This window comes from Aquincola agrisoli (assembly GCF_036621135.1).
Lineage (GTDB): Bacteria > Pseudomonadota > Gammaproteobacteria > Burkholderiales > Burkholderiaceae_C > Aquincola > Aquincola agrisoli.
This window is the reverse complement of the sequence record NZ_JAZIBG010000003.1, coordinates 65,602-81,637: the sequence shown is the minus strand read 5'-3', so window position 1 is coordinate 81,637 and position 16,036 is coordinate 65,602. Positions and strand designations below refer to the sequence as shown.

Below are 16,036 nucleotides of genomic sequence, written 5' to 3'. Positions count from 1 at the left end.
ATGTCCCATCCCACCACCGCAGCCGTTCCCCACCACCGCGTCGTCATCGTCGGCGGCGGGCAGGCGGGGCTGTCGATGAGCGCCTGCCTGTCGGCCGCCGGCGTCGAGCACGTCGTGTTCGAGAAGCACACCGCCATGCACGTGTGGCGCACGCAGCGCTGGGACAACTTCTGCCTCGTCACGCCCAACTGGCAGTGCGCGCTGCCGGGCCACCCGTATGCCGGCAACGATCCGCACGGCTTCATGAAGAAGGACGAGATCGTCGCGTGGCTCGACGGGTTCCGCCGCAAGGTGGATGCACCGCTGCGCGAGGGCGTGGCGGTGCAACGGGTGCGGCCCCGCGCCTCGGGCGGCTTCGACGTGCAGTACGCGCAGGGCGGCGACACGCTGCACTGCACCGCCGACCACGTGGTCGTCGCCTCGGGCGGCTACCACGTGCCCATCGTGCCGCGCATGGCCGAGCGCCTGCCGGCCGACGTGCTGCAGCTCCACTCCGAGCAGTACCGCAACGCCGCGGCGCTGCCCGAAGGCGCGGTGCTCGTGGTGGGTTCGGGCCAGTCGGGCGCGCAGATCGCTGAAGACCTGCACCTGGCCGGCCGCCGCGTGCTGCTGGCCGCGGGCGACGCGCCGCGCTGCGCGCGCTTCTACCGCGGCCGCGACGTGGTCGACTGGCTGGCCGACATGGGCTACTACGAGATGCCGGTCGAGAAGCACCCGCTGCGCGAGGGCGTGCGCGACAACACCAACCACTACGTGACCGGCCGCGACGGCGGGCGCGACATCGACCTGCGCCGCTTCGCCGCCGAAGGCATGCAGCTCTTCGGCGCGATGGAGGGCGTGGACGGCACCACGCTGCGCTTCAAGCCCAACGTGGCCGAGGTGCTCGACCGCGCCGACGCGGTCTACAACAGCATCAACGCCAGCATCGACCAGTACATCGCCCGCGAAGGCATCGACGCGCCGCCGGGCGGCCGCTACGAGCCGGTGTGGGCGCCGGCGGAAGAGCGCGGCCAGATCGACCTGCGCGAGGCCGGCATCGCAGCCATCGTCTGGTGCATCGGCTTCGCCCCCGACTTCGGCTGGCTCGATGCGCCCGTCTTCAACGGCCGCGGGCAGCCCCAGCACCATCGCGGCGTCACCGCGCTGCCCGGGCTGTTCTTCCTGGGGCTGCCGTGGCTGCACACCTGGGGATCGGGCCGCTTCTCGGGCATCGCACGCGATGCGCAGCATCTCGCGGGGCTCATCGCTCAACGGCCGCAGCAGGCGGCGGCCGGCGTGCCCGCGGCGCGCGCCGCGATCGCGCTGGCCTGAACCACCCGCTCAGGCGATCGGCCCCGCCGGCGCTGCCACGGGCGCCACCGGCCGGCCGGCCTGGCGCCGGCGCTGGCGTTCGCGCTTGACGGCATACATGTTCTGGTCGGATCGCTGGATCAGCGTGTCGGCGTCGTCGTAGGCCTCGGGCCCGGCCTGGGCCACGCCGTGGCTCACGCCGATGCCGATGCGCTCCAAGGCCGGCAGCAGGCGCCTCAGGTAGTGCTCGCGCACCTGGTCCTCGGTGCAGTTGGGCAGGATCACGAAGAACTCGTCGCCGCCGTAGCGAAAGCAGCCGTCCTCCAGCCGGGAGTTGGCCAGGATGGCGGCGCCCGCGGCGCTGAGGATCTCGTTGCCGCGCTGGTGGCCGTGCAGGTCGTTGACGCGCTTGAAATCATCCAGGTCGAGGAACACCACCGACAAAGGCTCGCCGCGGCGCTGCGCGCTGCTCAGCGCCTTGCACAGCGTTGAGCGCAGGGTGCTGGGGTTGTTGAGCCCGGTGAGCTGGTCGGTGGCCGACAGGGCCTCGAGGTGCCGCACGGTCTGCCGCAGCCGCGACACCTCGCTGTACGAACGCAGCGCCGTCAGCACCGCGCCGTAGAGGCGGTTCGCGTCGGTGGTCGACTTGTCGAGGTAGGTGTTGATGTCGTACTCCGCCAGGGCGGTGCGCTCGGGCGTCAGGCCCGGCTGGCCGGTGCGCAGGATGATGCGCATCGCGGGGTCGTCGAGTTCGTTGCGGATGCGCTCGACCAGCGCCAGGCCGTCGCTGTCGGTCTCCATCACCACGTCGATCAGCGCGACGGCGATGTCGGGTACGCGGCGCAGCGTGGCCCAGGCGTCGGCGAGGTTCTCCGCGGTGTGGAACTCCACGCCGCGGTGGCGGAAGCGCAGGTCCGACAGCGCCATGCGTGTCATCAGGTGGACGAGCGGTTCGTCGTCGACGATGAGGATTTTCCACGGAGGGAGCGGCGCATCGGCGGCGGTCGCTGCGGGGGTGCTCGGCGGCTTGAACATGGTCGGGCGGCGCGGGCGCGTGGGATGGCCGCCTCAATGCAGGCCGGCGGGCGCGACGGCCGCGGCGGCAGCCGCCTGCGTGCCGTCGGGGTAGCGCGCCAGCACGTCGAGCACGGCGTCCATCTCGGCCAGCAGGCAGTCGACGAGCTGCGGGTCGAAGTGGCGGCCGCGTTCGTCGCGCAGCAGCTGCAGCACGCGGTCCATCGGCCACGCCGGCTTGTAGCAGCGCGCGTGCGCGAGGGCGTCGAACACGTCCACCAGCGCGACGATGCGCGCGAAGATGTGGATCTCCTCGCCGCGCAGCCCGCGCGGGTAGCCGGTGCCGTCGTACTTCTCGTGGTGCTGGCCGGCGATGATCGCGGCCGCGCGCAGCATGGGCCGGGTCGAGCGGCCGAAGACCTCCTCGCCGATACGGGCATGCTCCTTCATGCACACCCACTCGTCGTCTGTGAGCGGGCCCGGCTTGAGCAGGATGCTGTCCGGGATGGCCACCTTGCCGACGTCGTGCATCGGGGACGCCGCGAGGAGCAGGCTGCAATGCTCCTCGTCCAGCCCGGCCGCGGCACCGAGCAGCGCCGACAGGTGGGCCACGCGGCGCACGTGGTTGGCGGTCTCCTTCGACCGCGTCTCGACCACGTCGCCCAGCGTCGCGATGATCTCGGCCTGGGTCTCGCGCACCTCGCGGTCGAGGTACAGGTTCTCGAAGGCGATCGAGATGTTCTTCGAGAAGATGTCGAGCAGCCGCATGTCGACCGCGCCGGCGCCCTGCACGCCGTCGAGGTAGATGAGGTTGGTGACGCCGCTGCGGGTGGGGAAGTAGCCCACGAAGGTGTCGCCGTCGAAGGCCGAGCGCTGGCGCGCCATGCAGGCCTGCAGCCGCTGCGCGACCTGCGGCGACAGCGGATCGGCCTGCGGGTCGTCGAAGCGGCCCGCCTTGGCCAGCACCTCGAAGCCGCTGCCGGTCTGCATGACGCTCACGCCGTGGGCGCGCACGATCATCGACTGGTGGGCCCCGGCGAGCATCGCGCTGAGCTGGCGCAGCAGGCCGCTGGCGAACAGCCGCAGCGAGCGCTGCTCGAACAGGTTGGACGTGGCCTCGATCACGGTCTCCAGGCCGTCGCGGTAGCACTCCAGCTGCCGGCGCGAGCGCTCCAGCGTCACCAGGCCGTCGTAGGCGCGCAGCGCGGCCAGCGTCGAGGTGTAGAGCTTGTCCGCCGACGCCTGCGTCTTGTTCATGTAGTCGTTGATCTCGAAGTCGCGGATCACCTGGCGTTCCGGCGCCATGCCCGGCTGCCCCGTGCGCAGGATGATGCGCATGTTGCGGTCGCCCAGCACGTTGCGGATGTGGGTGACGAGATCGAGCCCGGCGTGGTCCGTTTCCATCACGACGTCGATGAACGCGAGCGCGATGTCGGTCGTGGCGGCGAGCAGCTCGCGTGCCTCGGCGGCGCTCGTGGCGCCCAGGAAGGCCAGCGGCCGGCCGAGGTACTCGAAGTCGCTCAGCGTGAGCCGGGTGATCGAGTGCACTTCGGCGGCATCGTCGACGACCAGCACGCGCCAGGGGGGCACGGCGGCGGCCGGGGCGTCGGGCGAGGGAGCGGGTTTCTTGAACATGGGCAGGCTCAGGTCGTCGGCAGTTGCTTCGGCAGCCGCAGCGTGAACGCGCATCCTTCGCCGGGCGCCGTCTGCAGCGCGATGCTGCCCAGCAGCTGCTGGCGGACCAGGTTGTAGGCGATGTGCATCCCGAGGCCGCTGCCGCCGTTCTGGCGGTTGGTGGTGAAGAAGGGCTCGTAGACGCGGCGGGCCACGGACTCGGGCATGCCCTTGCCGTTGTCGGCATAGGTGAGCACGATGTCCTGCCCGTCCTCCTGCACGGCGATGCGGATGGCGGGCTCGCGGGTGCCGGCGTCGAAGGCGTGGGTGACCGAGTTGTTGATGAAGTTGGACAGCAGCTGCGACCACGCGCCGGGGTAGCTCGTGACCTCGAGCTGGCGGTCGCAGTCGACGTGCACGGCCACCTTGCCGTTGCGCAGCGCCGGGTGGTGGGTGAGCACCACGTCGTCGATGTACTGGCGCACGCCGAAGCGGCGCAGCTCGTCGCTGCCCTGGTCCACCGCCACCAGCTTGAAGCTGCGCACCAATGCCGCCGCCTTCTCCAGGCTGACGCAGATGGACCGCGCAAGCTCCCTGGAATCGACGAGGAAGCGCTCGAACTGCGCCTCCTCCAGTTCGCCGGCGCGAAAGCGCGTCTCCAGCTGCTGGACCATGTAGGCGAAGTGGGAGGCGCCGGTCAGCCCCAGGCCGACGGGGGTGTTGATCTCGTGCGCGATGCCGGCCACCAGGCCGCCGAGTGCCGCCATCTTCTCAGACTCGACCAGGCTCTGCTGCGCCAGGTGCAGCTGCTCGATCGACTGCGCCAGCGCCGCGTTGGACTGCTGCAGTGCGGCGGTGCGCTGCTCCACCTGGGATTCGAGGTTCTTGTTGAGGGCGTCGAAGGCGCCGACGGTGGCGGCCACTTCCTGCAGCAGGCCGTTGATCGCCGAGGAGATCACGTCGAGTTCGTCGGGCTCGCCGGGCTTGACGGGCAGCGGCCGCACTTCGGGATCCTTGGGGTTGATCTGGCCGGCACGCCGGGCGATCTCGAACAGCGGGCGCGACAGGATGCGGTCGAAGTGCCGGCGCAGCAGCAGCACGAGCACCGCGGTCTTGATCGCCGCCGTCAGCGCGGCAAACAGCAGCACGCCCTGCAGGCGGTGGAGGATGACGCTGCTGTTCGACTGGATCTCCAGCGTGCCCAGCGCGACCGGCGGCGCGCTTCCGCTGGCATGCACCAGCGGCATCGACGACGAGAAGGTGCTGATCGGCAGCAGGTGCCGCTGCTTGCGCGCTTCACCGGACGACGCCTCGCTGACGATCTCGCCCTCCGGCCCGGTGACGGTGACGCGGCTGACGCTGGGCATCTCCAGCATGCCGACGACGGCGGCGTCGAGCTGCCGGCGGTCCATGTGCCAGAGCGCGTAGCCGACGCTGCGCTCGAAGGTCCGCTGCAGCATCGAGAGTTCGGCCATGATGCCTTGGCGGTGGCTGCGATACTGAAGCGCCATGTCTGCAGCAAAGATGGCCATCGTCACCAGGATGTAGATGGACAGCACGCGTTGCAGCAGGTGATTCGAAATGGACCTCGTGGCACGGTGGAGGTGCTACTGTGGCGACAATATCATTTCGTTCATTTGTGCTTGGAACTTGAGCCGAATTTGCGGAATTTGCCGGGATGGACGCGGTCCGTAGGCCGGTTCCGACGGCGCAATGCGCCGGTGCGGGCTGCCTTGCGGAACCGATTCGGTATCCACTCGAGGTCCGAGCCTCGCCACGCGGAGAACACCCATGGCCCTGACGCACAGCAAGCCGCCCGCCGCCGCCCCCGCGCAGCGGCGCCATTTCTCGATGATCCGGGACTTCCAGCTCGCCGATTTCTTCACCCTGGGCAATGCGGCCTGCGGCGTCGCCTCGGTGCTGTTCGCGATGCGCTACCTGCAGCTCGGCGACGTGCGCCACTTCTGGCTGGCTGCCGCGATGGCGCCCGCCGCGCTGCTGTTCGACGTGCTCGACGGGCGCATCGCCCGGTGGCGCCGGCAGTCGTCGGCGCTCGGGCGGGAGCTGGATTCGCTGGCCGACGTGGTCTCGTTCGGCGTGGGGCCGGCGGCGCTGGGCTTCGCGGCCGGGCTGCAGGGCGGCTGGGATGCCGCAGCGCTGGTGTATTTCGTGTGCTGCGGCGTCAGCCGGCTGGCACGGTACAACGTGACCGCCGAGTCGCTTTCGGGGGGCGGCGACAAGGTCGCCTATTTCGAGGGCACGCCGATTCCCACGAGCGTGCTGCTCACCGCGGTGCTGGCGGTGGCGATGTGGCAGGGTCGCGTGGGCGAGGCCCTGTGGGGCGGGGCCTGGGTGCTGGGCCCCTGGGTGCTGCACCCGCTGTCGCTGCTGTTCGTGCTCTCCGGCACGTTGATGGCCAGCAAGACCCTGCGGATTCCGAAGCTCTGACCGGCCATGCCGCGGCGCGCAGGCGGCGCCGCGGCAGGGGAGGGCGCTTACTCGTCGCGGCCGCCGAAGATGCCCAGCAGCGCGAGCAGCGACTGGAACACGTTGTAGAGGCTGAGGTACACGCCGAGCGTGGCGGTGATGTAGTTGGTCTCATAGCCGTCCTGCACACGCTTCAGGTCGTGCAGGATGAAGGCCGAGAAGATGCCGATGGCCAGCACCGACAGCGTGATCATCAGCGCGCTGGACTGGATGAAGAAGTTGGCGATGCCGGCGACCAGCAGCATGATCATGCCGATGAAGAGCCACTTGCCCATCGAGGTCAGGTCGCGCTTGATGATCGACGACAGCGAGGCCATGCCCAGGAAGATCGCGCCGGTGCCTGCGAAGGCCGTCATGATCAGGCTGGCGCCGTTGGCCAGGCCGAGCACGCTGCCCACCAGCCGCGACAGCATCAGCCCCATGAAGAACGTGAACGCCAGCAGCATCGGCACGCCGGCGGCGGAGTTCTTGGTCTTCTCGATCGCGAACATGAAGCCGAAGGCGCCGACGAGGAACACGATGAGGCCGATGCCCGGCGACATCGCGCGCGCGATGCCGGTCGACACGCCGATCCAGGCGCCCAGCACGGTGGGCACCATCGACAGCGCGAGCAGCCAGTAGGTGTTGCGCAGGACGCGGTTGCGTTCGGCGACGGAGGTGCCGGCGGTGCCGGCCTGGTAGGTGGGGAAGGTCTGGTTCATGGCAGTTTCCTTGGGGGGAACGAAGGTGGGTGGGGGGTCAGGCGGCGGCCTCGGCCGCCTTGCGCCGCTTGCCGCGGGAACGGATGTTGAGCGCCTCGACGGCGAGGGAGAACGCCATCGCCGCGTAGATGTAGCCCTTGGGCACGTGCATCTCGAAGGCTTCGGCGGTCAGTGCCATGCCCACCATCACGAGGAACGCGAGCGCGAGCACCTTGACGGACGGATGGCGGTCGACGAACTCGCCGATCGGCTTCGCGGCGACCAGCATCACGCCGACCGAGGTGACCACGGCGGCGACCATCACGCCGATCTGGTCGACCATGCCGACCGCGGTGATCACCGAGTCGAGCGAGAACACGATGTCGATGACCGCGATCTGGCCGATGATGCTCCAGAAGAGGCGATTGCCGGCCGCCTTGACGGCGGCCGTGTCCGTCGGGGGCGGGCCGTCCTGCTCCGGCGCCTCCACCTCGACGAAGATCTCGTGCGAGGCCTTGTAGAGCAGGAACAGGCCGCCCAGCAGCAGCACGATGTCCCGGCCGCTGATGCCCTGGCCCAGCACGTTGAACAGGTCCGCCGTCAGGCTCATGACCCAGCTCAGCGAGAACAGCAGCAGCAGCCGCGAGACCATCGCGAAGCCCAGGCCGAGGCGCCGCGCCTTGTCGCGAACTTCCGGCGGCAGCCGGCCGACGAGGATGGAGATGAAGATGATGTTGTCCACGCCCAGGACGATTTCCAGGGCGGTCAGCATCGCGAAGGCGATCCAGATGTTGGGGTCTAGCAGGGCGTCCATGATGGGAAGCGGCAGCGAAGCCGCGCAGTACCGGCCGCAGTGCGGAATGCAAGGGGCCGGCGGGTGCCAGCGGCCAGGGCCGCGGCAGCGTCAGTCGCGGATCCCGGGCGCGGCGGGCGGCCGCTGGAGTCCGTCAAGGTAGGGGGCCAGCCAGGCGGCGGTGGCGTAGGGGCGCGGGCGCCCCATCGTCAGCGTGGGCGCGTCGGCCGCGGGACGGACCGGCAGCAGCGCGGGCACGTCGGCCGCGCCCTCCGCGTGGAGCTGCACGAAGGGCTTCTCGCCCGGCGGGTCGCCGGCGGCACGCTCGTGGCCCGGCGAGCCTTGCTCCACCCCGGCCAGCGACGTTTCCACCTGTGCCGCCGCCTCGGGGGCGGCGGCCGCGGCCACGGGTTCCGGCGCGGCAAGGCCGAACCAGAACAGCATGAACGCGACGAAGAAGGTGAGGACGCGCGGAAGCATCGAACGCTGATTGTAGAAGCGCGCGGCGCCAGCGCTGCCGGCGGGGGCGTCGGCGGCTTGTGCGCCTGCACCTACGCACGGTGGCCTATGATGACCGTCATGGAATCGGTGCCGCCCGCCATGCAACCAAAGCGTAGCCGCCGCGAGGTGACGCACGACCGCATCGTCGAGACGGCGGCGCGGGCGATCCGGCGCGCCGGCTATGCGGGCGTCGGGGTGGCCGACATCATGAGGGAGGCCGGCCTGACCCACGGCGGCTTCTATGCGCACTTCGCGTCGCGCAACGCGCTGCTCGCCGAGGCGATCGAGCGTGCCGGCCGCGACAGCGCCGCCCGGCTCGACGAGCGGACGGCGGCCCGGCTCGCACGGGGGGCCAGCCCGTTGCGCGCGCTGGTCGAGCTGTACCTGGCCGACGCCCACCTGGCCTCCACCGAGCAGGGCTGCCCGGTCGCGGCCCTGGTCTCGGAGATGCCGCGCCAGGCGCCCGAGGTGCAGGAGGCCTCGGTCGCGCGTGTGCAGAAGCTCGTGGAACGGGTGCGGGCCGCGCTGCCGCCCGGCGTGCCCGAGGACCGTGCACCGGTGATCGCCGGCACCCTGGTGGGCAGCCTGCAGATCGCGCGCGCGCTGGGCGACAACGCGCGTGGCCGGGCCGTGCTGGCGGCGGCCCGCAAGGCGCTGATCGCCGACCACGACAAGCCCTGAGCCGGCCCGCCGCGCTCGATCCGCCCGCCTTCAGGCGGCCGCGCAGGCCTGCGGCATGCCGACCCCGCGTTATTCCCCAGTTCCATTTGACAGAACGTCGATCTATTATTGGGAACCTTTCGACTACCCCTGACGGTTGCGTCCCCTGCATGCCCAAACGTGCTGCCATGCCTTCGGTTGCCGACGAACGCGCTGCGCCTGGCGGATCGGCCGGTGTCGATCGGGCGTTGACGCTGCTGTCCGCGTTCAGCACGGCGCAGCCCTCGCTGTCGCTCACGCAGCTGGCGGAGCGATGCCGCCTCTACAAGAGCACCGTGCTGCGCCTGCTCGCTTCGCTGGAACATGCTCGCGTGGTGATGCGCCATGCCAATGGCCGCTACGTGCTGGGCCCGGAGATCGCGCGGCTCAATGCGGTGTACGCCGCGTCGTTCTCGCTGGAGGCCGTGGTCGTGCCGGCGCTGAAGGAGCTGACCAGCGCCACGCTGGAGAGCGCGGCCTTCCATGTGCAGCAGGGCGACATGCGCCTGTGCCTGTACCGCGTGGACTCGCCGCATCCCGTGCGCGACCATGCGCGCGCCGGTGACCTGATGCCGATGGACCGCGGCTCCGGCGGCCGCATCCTGCAGGCCTTCTCGGGCGCCCCCGGGCCGCTGTTCGACCGCATACGCCGCGACGGCGTCGTGGTGATGCGCGGCGACCGCGTGCCCGAGCTGGCGGGCATCTCCGCGCCGGTGTTCCAGGTCACCGGCGAACTGGCCGGCGCGGTCACGCTGACGATGCCGGTGCACCGCCTGGTGCCCGACCACGCGAAGGATGTGCTGGCCGCCGCGCGCCGCATCACCGCATCGCTGGGCGGCAGCTTTCCTCCGGGCACAGGACGCTGATCCGGGGAAGTCATCGTTCGTGGGGGGCGGACGATGCAATCGTGTTCTGCAGGATAGAACTCCTGAGGCCGACACTGATTGACACCTCGAAGTCGGTTCATATACTTCTTTTGCCAAGAACAAAACGGCGTTCTATTAAACAGAACTGCTGGGCGCGGGGCGGGCCCGTGTCGCAAGACGTCTTGGAGGAGTCAACCTACTCCGTTCATCGGAAGGAAACATCATGCAGAGGAGTCAAGGAATGGTGAATTTGGTCAAGCTGTCGGGCGCTGTGGCCGGCGTGGCGATGATGGGCCTGTCGAGCGGAGCGATGGCTCAGGCCGGCAATGGCCCGAAGGGCTTTTTCGATCCGATCTACAACGTCTGCCGCGGCCTCGACCCGGCCTGCTACAGCGACTGGGGCCGCGTGCGCCAGAACAAGGTGCTGATCTATTCGCGCACCGCGGGCCCGCGCCACGCCAACCTGGGCCCGGCCCTGCCGGCCGGCCTGAACCCCACGCTGGATCCCACCCGCAACATCGCTCAGCATCACCTGAAGCGCCTGCTGAACGACGAGGGCATCGAGGTCGACTGGACCGAGGACGTCACGCGCCTGAACAGCCTGAACAACTACAAGGCCGTGATCTTCCTGAGCACGTCGCGTGACACGATGACCGACCACGCCAAGACGGCGGCGGGCGGCACCCAGGTCGATGCGGCGAAGACCTCGCTGCGCAAGTACATCCAGGGCGGCGGCGGCTTCGTGGCCATCCACAACGCATTCGGCACGGAATACAACTGGCCCTGGTACGAAGGCCTGCTGGGCAACGCCAACTTCTACGACCACGGCGCGAACCAGAACGGCGACATCGTGTTCGTCAACAAGACCGACGTCTCCACCGCCGGCCTGCCGACCCGCGTCGGCTTCAAGGACGAGTGGTACACGCTGGTGCCGTTCCCGACCAACGTGCGCTTCCTGGCGACCGTCGACACCGAGACGCTGGCCGTCAAGCGTGCGACCGGCGGCCATCCGGGCCATGGCAAGTTCCATCCGGTGAGCTGGTGCCAGTACTACGACGGCGGCAAGTCGTGGGTCACCACGCTGGGCCACGATTCCAACGCCTTCCTGCCGGCCGACCAGATCAACACGGCGCAGTTCAAGGTGGAGGGTGCGATGGCCTTCCAGAAGCACGTCGTCAACGGCATCAAGTCGGTGATGGGCCTGGTGCCCTTCTGCAAGTAAGAAGAGTGCGCTTGGGCCCGGGGACGGGCCCGGTTCCGGCCCGGAGGCCTGCGGCTCCCGGGCCTTTTTCATTCCGACCTGCTGCCGCACGACCGATGATCCCGCGCTTACCCATGCCCGGCTTGCGCCGCCTGCGCCGCGGCGCGCTGCTGTTGCTGCTGTCCGCCGCCGGCCTCGCGCAGGCGCAGCTGCAAGGCCCCTCCGTCACCCGGCGCCCGGCGGCGTTCGAGACGCATCTGCTCTTCGCCGGGAGCGACGACGTGCACGGCCACGAGCTGTGGCGCACGGACGGCACCCCTGCCGGCACGCGCCTGGTGCGGGACGTCCAGCCCGGCGCCGGCGGTGCATACCCCGGCGAGCTGCTGCGGGTGGGCAACCGGGCGTTCTTCACCGCGGACGACGGCCGCACGGGCCTGGAGTTGTGGACGACGGACGGAACGCCGGAAGGCACGCGCATCGTCAAGGACCTGCGGCCGGGCCCCGAAGGTTCCATGCCCGGCGCGTTGATCGAATTCGACGGCGACCTGTTCTTCGTCGCCGACGATGGCGAGTCGGGCTTCGAACTGTGGCGCACCGACGGCACGGCGCAAGGCACGCGGCGGGTGGCCGACATCTGGCCGGGCATGCATGCGTCGATGCCGCGCGTGCTGACGGTGGTGGGCAAGCGCCTGCATTTCATCGCCGACGACGGCCGCCACGGCGCGGAGCTGTGGGTCAGCGACGGCACCGCGCGCGGCACGCGCCTCGTGGCCGACCTGAATCCGGGGCATGCGCTGACGCGGTTCGACAGCCTGTTCGCGGCGGGCGAGACCCTCTACTTCGTGGCGCACGACGAGGCCCATGGTGCCGAGCTGTGGGCCACCGACGGCTCCCCCGCAGGCACGCGCCTGGTGAAGGACATCCGCATGGGGATCAACGGGTCCGCGCCGCGGGACCTGGTCCGCATCGGCGGCACGCTGTACTTCGGCGCCCATGACGGCCGCGCCGGCGCGGAGCTGTGGAAGAGCGACGGCACCGAGGCCGGCACGGTGATGGTCAAGGACGTCGATCCGCGCCGCTATCGGCAGTCGGCGCCGCGCGAACTGACGGCCGTGGGCGATGCGCTGTATTTCATCGCCGACGACGCCGAGGGCACGGCGCTCTGGCGCAGCGACGGCAGCGCGGAGGGCACGGTGGCGGTCAAGCGCCTGCCGACTGTCGCGACGCCTTCGCAGCCCACCGGCCTGACCCGTTTCAAGGAAGGGGTCGTCTGGGCGTGGCCCGACGGCGAGACCGGCCTCAGGGCCTGGCGCAGCGACGGCATCGAGGCCGGCACCCGGCCGATCGAGGGCGTGCCCGGTGCCAAGGCGTCGCCGCCGCGGCACTTCATGGCCTTCGGAGACGCGCTGGTGTTCGTCGCGGACGATGCCGCCGGCGTGTCGCGGCTGTGGTTGCTGGACAAGGAAGGCGCGAGGCCGCTGCTCGCGCAGAAGGCCGCTTCGCGGGCTGCCGAGTAGGCACCGGAGGCGGACGTGCCGCGGCTACGGCGCCGCGTCGCCCGGCGCAGGTACCTTGCGCAGGCCGCCGGCCGCATCGAGGCGCCACAGCGACGTGAAGCCTCGTGCGTCGTCGGCCGCGAAGAACACCGCATCGCCCACGCGAGCGTAGTCGTGCGGGAAGGAGCCGCCGCTGCCTTCGTTCAGGTCCTCCACCATCACGGTGCTGGCCGCCGTGCCGTCGCTCTTCCACAGTTCGATGCCGTTGCGGCCGTCGTCCGCCGCGAAGAAGAGCGTGCTGCCCATCGCCGCGAGGTGGCGCGGCCTGGCGCCCTGCGCGCCGGGCAGGATGTCCTTGACCATCACCGTGCCGGCGCCGGTGCCGTCGCTGACCCAGAGTTCGGTCCCGCCGGCGCTGTCGTGCGCGACAAAAAAGAGCCGGTCCCGTACCACGGTGAGGAGTCGCGGTGCGGAACTGGCGGAACCGGGCTGGATGTCCAGCACGCCCAGCGGGCGCGTGGTGTGGAGGGTGCGCGGAAGCCCCCCTGTCCTGTCTTCGCTGTAGCGAAATGTTCTTCTCTGCAGAATCGTGTTCCATTCGTCGGACGGGGCGCAGTATCGTGGGCGGGCTCGGCGCCTGTCAATTGCGTGCCACTGGGGCTTGCCCTGAGAGCTCCCGATCCGGGCTGCACAAACCGCGCGCCCACCATGAAGAAGGGCGCCTTGCGGCGCCCTTCGGCCTGTGTCCGTGCGGGGCAGGTCAGGCGCGGCGGCGGCGCATCCAGGCCAGCAGGCCCAGGCCGGCGCCCATCAGGGCGTAGGAGCCGGGCTCGGGCACCGGGCTGATCGTCAGCGTGAGGCTGCCGAAGCGATTGACCTCGTCGTGGTACAGCTTGTCGGCGACCAGGCTCAGCTGGCCGTCCTGGAAGGCGGTGTACTGCTCGACCGTGAAGGTGTAGCTCCAGCTCTGGGCGCCGGCGCCGGGCAGCCAGCAGGTGCTGCTGTAGTCGCAGGTGGCCACCGTGATGCCGTCGGCGTACAGGTCGCCGAGGGCGGTGTGGTCGTTGGGCCAGCCGCCCGTGCCGAAGGTGCCCGACAGCACCACGCTGCCGATCTCGCTGATGTTGCTGAACAGCGAGGCGTCGAAGAAGAAGGTGCCCACCGCTTCCAGGCTCGCCGTGCCGAAGCCGCCGTTGTGATCGGGCAGCGTGACGACGGTGACGGCCTGGGCGGATGCGCCGGCTGCCACCAGGGCTGCTGCGATGGCCGCGGATTTGAAGGTTTTCGCGATGCTCATGGGTGGGTACTCCTCGCTGGTTGCGTGATGCCGGAGCCTGAGATGGTTCCAGTCTGCCCGGAGCTTAGAGGCGGATACGTTCTGTCGCACGTGGGGGTTTCCTTGTTGACTTTCGCGAACACCCCTCTCAGAATCGGAACAACGTTCTGTTGAACGCAACGAGAGGCGAGCCTTCGGAACACCCCGCTGGAGCTCGTGCCCCCATACCCCGTCGAAGGAGACGTTTCCGTGAAGATCCTCCCATCCCGCTTTGCTCCGTGGCTGCTGGTCGCAGCCCTGTTGTCCGCCGGCGCCGTCAGCGCGCAGGACATCCAGGAGCGGACGATCAAGTTCGGTCACCTGAACAACGCCGACCACCCCATGAGCATGGGGGCCAAGAAGTTCGCCGAGATCGTCGCAGCCAAGAGCGGCGGCAAGCTGACCGTGAGGGAGTACCCCGCGTCGCAGCTGGGCAACGAGCTGCAGCAGCAGTCGGCACTGCAGGGCGGCGTGCAGGAGATGACCGCCCCGGCGCCCACGTCGCTGGCCGGCATCGTCAAGGAATTCGGCCTGCTCGACTTCCCGTTCATCGTCAGCAACTTCAAGCAGGCCGACGCGCTGCTCGACGGCCCCGTCGGCAAGGCGCTGCTGGCCAAGCTGCCGGAGAAGGGCCTGGTCGGCCTGGGCTACTGGGACCTCGGGTTCCGCAACGTCACCAACAGCAAGCGCCCCGTGACCAAGGGGGAGGAGCTCGAAGGCCTGAAGCTGCGCGTGATCCCGAACCCCGTGTTCCTCGAGACCTTCAAGACCTTCAAGGCCAACCCGGTGCCGATGCCCTTCGCCGAGCTGTACGGCGCGCTGGAGCAGAAGGCGGTCGACGGCCAGGAGAACCCGTTCTCGGTGATCCTGTCGAACAAGTTCTACGAGGTGCAGAAGTACCTGAGCGCCACCAACCACGTGTACGCGGCCAACATCCTGCTGGTCAGCAAGAAGTTCTGGGACAAGCTGTCGCCCACCGAGCAGAAGATCCTGCAGGACTCGGCCAACGAAGCCATCGTCTGGCAGCGCCAGGTCAGCCGTGACATCGCCGCCAAGGCCGTCGGTGAACTGAAGGCCAAGGGCATGCAGGTCAACGAACTGGCGCCGGCCGAGCTGGCCCGCATGCAGGCGGCCGTGAAGCCGATCTACGACAAGTTCTCGGGCGAGTACGACAAGGCCCTGGTCAGCACGTTCAAGTCGGAACTCGACCGCATCCAGAAGCAGTGATCCGGCTTCCGGAATGACGACCGGCGCGGCGCCCTCAGGTGGCCTTGGGGCGCCGCTTCGCCGCAACGGCCTTGGCGGGTGCTTTCGACCAGGCCGACAGCTCGAGGGCGTCGACGTCGCCCCCGAGCGTCTTGGTCAGCGCCTTGGCATGTTTGAACAGCACCGGTTTCACGCGATCGACACCCAGCGCCTCCAGCCGGTAGCGCGGGCCGGACACGCTGAGCACGCCGAGGAAGCGCTGGTTCACGCTGAACACCGGGCAGGCCATCGCGGCCGTCTCGGCGTCGCGCTCGCCGAACGAGGCGGCGAACAGCTCGCGGCGGATCTCGTCGTACTGCTCGCCGCGCACGCCCTGGAAGGCGCGGATCACGTGGCCGGCGGCGCCGACGGTCAGCGGCAGCCGGTCGCCTTCGTGCACCGAGTCCTGCACGGCGCGCGTCGCGTCGACGCGGTGCAGGCACACACGCTTGTCTCCGTCGCCGATGTAGAACGAGGCGCCTTCCTTCAGCTCCTCGGCGATCCGGCGCAGCACCGGGGGCACGAGGTCGCCGGTGTTGAAGTGGCGCTGGTAGATGGAGCCGAGGTGGAACACCTTGGAGCCCAGCCGGTAACTGCCCTCCTCGCTGCGGTGCACGTAGCCGAACTTTTCAAGCGACTTCGTCAGCCGCAGCACCGTGCTCTTGTAGAGCCCCGTGCGCTTGGAAATGTCCGCCAGGCTGTTTTTCTCGTCGGTGAGGGCCTCCAGGATGGACAGCGCCCGATCGACCGCTGCCACGCCACCTTCATCGCTCATGCATTGCTCCTCGAACGGGCCTTCATTCTTATTGGCGATCCAGTCTAGCAGCGGCGTGCC

General features: G+C 69.5%; 16 protein-coding genes. 7 read left to right on the top strand and 9 right to left on the bottom strand.

Annotated features, from left to right (window positions below):
• Entirely contained in the window at positions 1-1,311 is a 1,311-nt protein-coding gene (locus V4F39_RS00855; RefSeq protein WP_332287333.1) for an MSMEG_0569 family flavin-dependent oxidoreductase, read from the top strand.
• A gap of 9 nt (positions 1,312-1,320) precedes the next feature.
• On the opposite strand, the gene V4F39_RS00850 is transcribed toward V4F39_RS00855, so the two are convergent.
• From V4F39_RS00850 to V4F39_RS00840, 3 genes are read right to left on the bottom strand one after another with little or no spacing between them, the layout of a single operon-like run.
• Complete coding sequence (locus tag V4F39_RS00850) at positions 1,321-2,325, bottom strand: GGDEF domain-containing response regulator (protein ID WP_332287332.1); 1,005 nt, start codon at positions 2,323-2,325, stop codon at positions 1,321-1,323.
• Positions 2,326-2,358: 33 nt separating this feature from the next.
• Positions 2,359-3,939, bottom strand: a complete 1,581-nt coding sequence (locus V4F39_RS00845; protein ID WP_332287331.1) for a DUF3369 domain-containing protein — start codon at positions 3,937-3,939, stop codon at positions 2,359-2,361.
• An 8-nt stretch (positions 3,940-3,947) separates the two neighbouring features.
• The gene (locus V4F39_RS00840) at positions 3,948-5,477 is read right to left on the bottom strand and encodes a sensor histidine kinase (RefSeq protein ID WP_332287330.1); all 1,530 of its coding nucleotides are present in this window, start codon (positions 5,475-5,477) and stop codon (positions 3,948-3,950) included.
• A 232-nt stretch (positions 5,478-5,709) separates the two neighbouring features.
• Between V4F39_RS00840 and V4F39_RS00835 the strand changes: the two genes are divergently transcribed.
• Entirely contained in the window at positions 5,710-6,366 is a 657-nt protein-coding gene (locus V4F39_RS00835; protein WP_332287329.1) for a CDP-alcohol phosphatidyltransferase family protein, read from the top strand.
• Between the two features lie 47 nt (positions 6,367-6,413).
• Here the strand turns inward: V4F39_RS00835 and V4F39_RS00830 are convergent, their stop codons facing one another.
• The 3 genes from V4F39_RS00830 to V4F39_RS00820 form a co-directional block, all read right to left on the bottom strand.
• Entirely contained in the window at positions 6,414-7,106 is a 693-nt protein-coding gene (locus V4F39_RS00830) for a Bax inhibitor-1/YccA family protein (RefSeq protein WP_332287328.1), read from the bottom strand.
• Positions 7,107-7,143: 37 nt separating this feature from the next.
• A complete protein-coding gene (locus V4F39_RS00825; RefSeq protein WP_332287327.1) occupies positions 7,144-7,899 on the bottom strand; it encodes a TerC family protein in 756 nt (251 codons plus the stop codon).
• A 90-nt stretch (positions 7,900-7,989) separates the two neighbouring features.
• Positions 7,990-8,358, bottom strand: coding sequence for a hypothetical protein (locus V4F39_RS00820; protein WP_332287326.1), 369 nt, complete (start codon positions 8,356-8,358; stop codon positions 7,990-7,992).
• A 120-nt stretch (positions 8,359-8,478) separates the two neighbouring features.
• Here V4F39_RS00820 and V4F39_RS00815 point away from each other — a divergent pair, with 120 nt between their 5' ends.
• The 4 genes from V4F39_RS00815 (at position 8,479) to V4F39_RS00800 (ending at position 12,662) form a co-directional block, all read left to right on the top strand.
• Positions 8,479-9,060, top strand: a complete 582-nt coding sequence (locus V4F39_RS00815) for a TetR/AcrR family transcriptional regulator (RefSeq protein WP_332287325.1) — start codon at positions 8,479-8,481, stop codon at positions 9,058-9,060.
• Positions 9,061-9,209: 149 nt separating this feature from the next.
• On the top strand, positions 9,210-9,944 hold the full coding sequence (locus V4F39_RS00810) for an IclR family transcriptional regulator (RefSeq protein WP_332287324.1): 735 nt from the start codon (positions 9,210-9,212) through the stop codon (positions 9,942-9,944).
• Positions 9,945-10,185: 241 nt separating this feature from the next.
• Positions 10,186-11,166, top strand: coding sequence for a ThuA domain-containing protein (locus V4F39_RS00805; protein WP_332287323.1), 981 nt, complete (start codon positions 10,186-10,188; stop codon positions 11,164-11,166).
• Between the two features lie 95 nt (positions 11,167-11,261).
• A complete protein-coding gene (locus V4F39_RS00800; RefSeq protein ID WP_332287322.1) occupies positions 11,262-12,662 on the top strand; it encodes an ELWxxDGT repeat protein in 1,401 nt (466 codons plus the stop codon).
• A 24-nt stretch (positions 12,663-12,686) separates the two neighbouring features.
• Here V4F39_RS00800 and V4F39_RS00795 read toward each other — a convergent pair whose 3' ends face one another.
• Both V4F39_RS00795 and V4F39_RS00790 read right to left on the bottom strand, forming a co-directional pair.
• Complete coding sequence (locus tag V4F39_RS00795) at positions 12,687-13,094, bottom strand: ELWxxDGT repeat protein (protein WP_332287321.1); 408 nt, start codon at positions 13,092-13,094, stop codon at positions 12,687-12,689.
• Positions 13,095-13,401: 307 nt separating this feature from the next.
• Entirely contained in the window at positions 13,402-13,938 is a 537-nt protein-coding gene (locus V4F39_RS00790; RefSeq protein WP_332287320.1) for an FxDxF family PEP-CTERM protein, read from the bottom strand.
• 261 nt (positions 13,939-14,199) lie between these two features.
• Between V4F39_RS00790 and V4F39_RS00785 the strand changes: the two genes are divergently transcribed.
• On the top strand, positions 14,200-15,183 hold the full coding sequence (locus V4F39_RS00785) for a TRAP transporter substrate-binding protein (RefSeq protein WP_332287392.1): 984 nt from the start codon (positions 14,200-14,202) through the stop codon (positions 15,181-15,183).
• Positions 15,184-15,217: 34 nt separating this feature from the next.
• On the opposite strand, the gene V4F39_RS00780 is transcribed toward V4F39_RS00785, so the two are convergent.
• Positions 15,218-15,976 carry an IclR family transcriptional regulator gene (locus V4F39_RS00780; protein WP_332287319.1) on the bottom strand — a complete coding sequence of 253 codons (759 nt, stop codon included), beginning with the start codon at positions 15,974-15,976 and terminating at the stop codon, positions 15,218-15,220.
• Positions 15,977-16,036: the final 60 nt, after the last annotated feature.

Coding starts and splice junctions, on each gene's coding strand:
- V4F39_RS00825 (WP_332287327.1), bottom strand. CDS start 7,899: ATGGACGCCCTGCTAGACCCCAACATCTGGATCGCCTTCGCGATGCTG.
- V4F39_RS00805 (WP_332287323.1), top strand. CDS start 10,186: ATGGTGAATTTGGTCAAGCTGTCGGGCGCTGTGGCCGGCGTGGCGATG.
- V4F39_RS00815 (WP_332287325.1), top strand. CDS start 8,479: ATGCAACCAAAGCGTAGCCGCCGCGAGGTGACGCACGACCGCATCGTC.
- V4F39_RS00835 (WP_332287329.1), top strand. CDS start 5,710: ATGGCCCTGACGCACAGCAAGCCGCCCGCCGCCGCCCCCGCGCAGCGG.
- V4F39_RS00850 (WP_332287332.1), bottom strand. CDS start 2,325: ATGTTCAAGCCGCCGAGCACCCCCGCAGCGACCGCCGCCGATGCGCCG.
- V4F39_RS00810 (WP_332287324.1), top strand. CDS start 9,210: ATGCCCAAACGTGCTGCCATGCCTTCGGTTGCCGACGAACGCGCTGCG.
- V4F39_RS00800 (WP_332287322.1), top strand. CDS start 11,262: ATGATCCCGCGCTTACCCATGCCCGGCTTGCGCCGCCTGCGCCGCGGC.
- V4F39_RS00830 (WP_332287328.1), bottom strand. CDS start 7,106: ATGAACCAGACCTTCCCCACCTACCAGGCCGGCACCGCCGGCACCTCC.
- V4F39_RS00780 (WP_332287319.1), bottom strand. CDS start 15,976: ATGAGCGATGAAGGTGGCGTGGCAGCGGTCGATCGGGCGCTGTCCATC.
- V4F39_RS00820 (WP_332287326.1), bottom strand. CDS start 8,358: ATGCTTCCGCGCGTCCTCACCTTCTTCGTCGCGTTCATGCTGTTCTGG.
- V4F39_RS00855 (WP_332287333.1), top strand. CDS start 1: ATGTCCCATCCCACCACCGCAGCCGTTCCCCACCACCGCGTCGTCATC.
- V4F39_RS00845 (WP_332287331.1), bottom strand. CDS start 3,939: ATGTTCAAGAAACCCGCTCCCTCGCCCGACGCCCCGGCCGCCGCCGTG.
- V4F39_RS00790 (WP_332287320.1), bottom strand. CDS start 13,938: ATGAGCATCGCGAAAACCTTCAAATCCGCGGCCATCGCAGCAGCCCTG.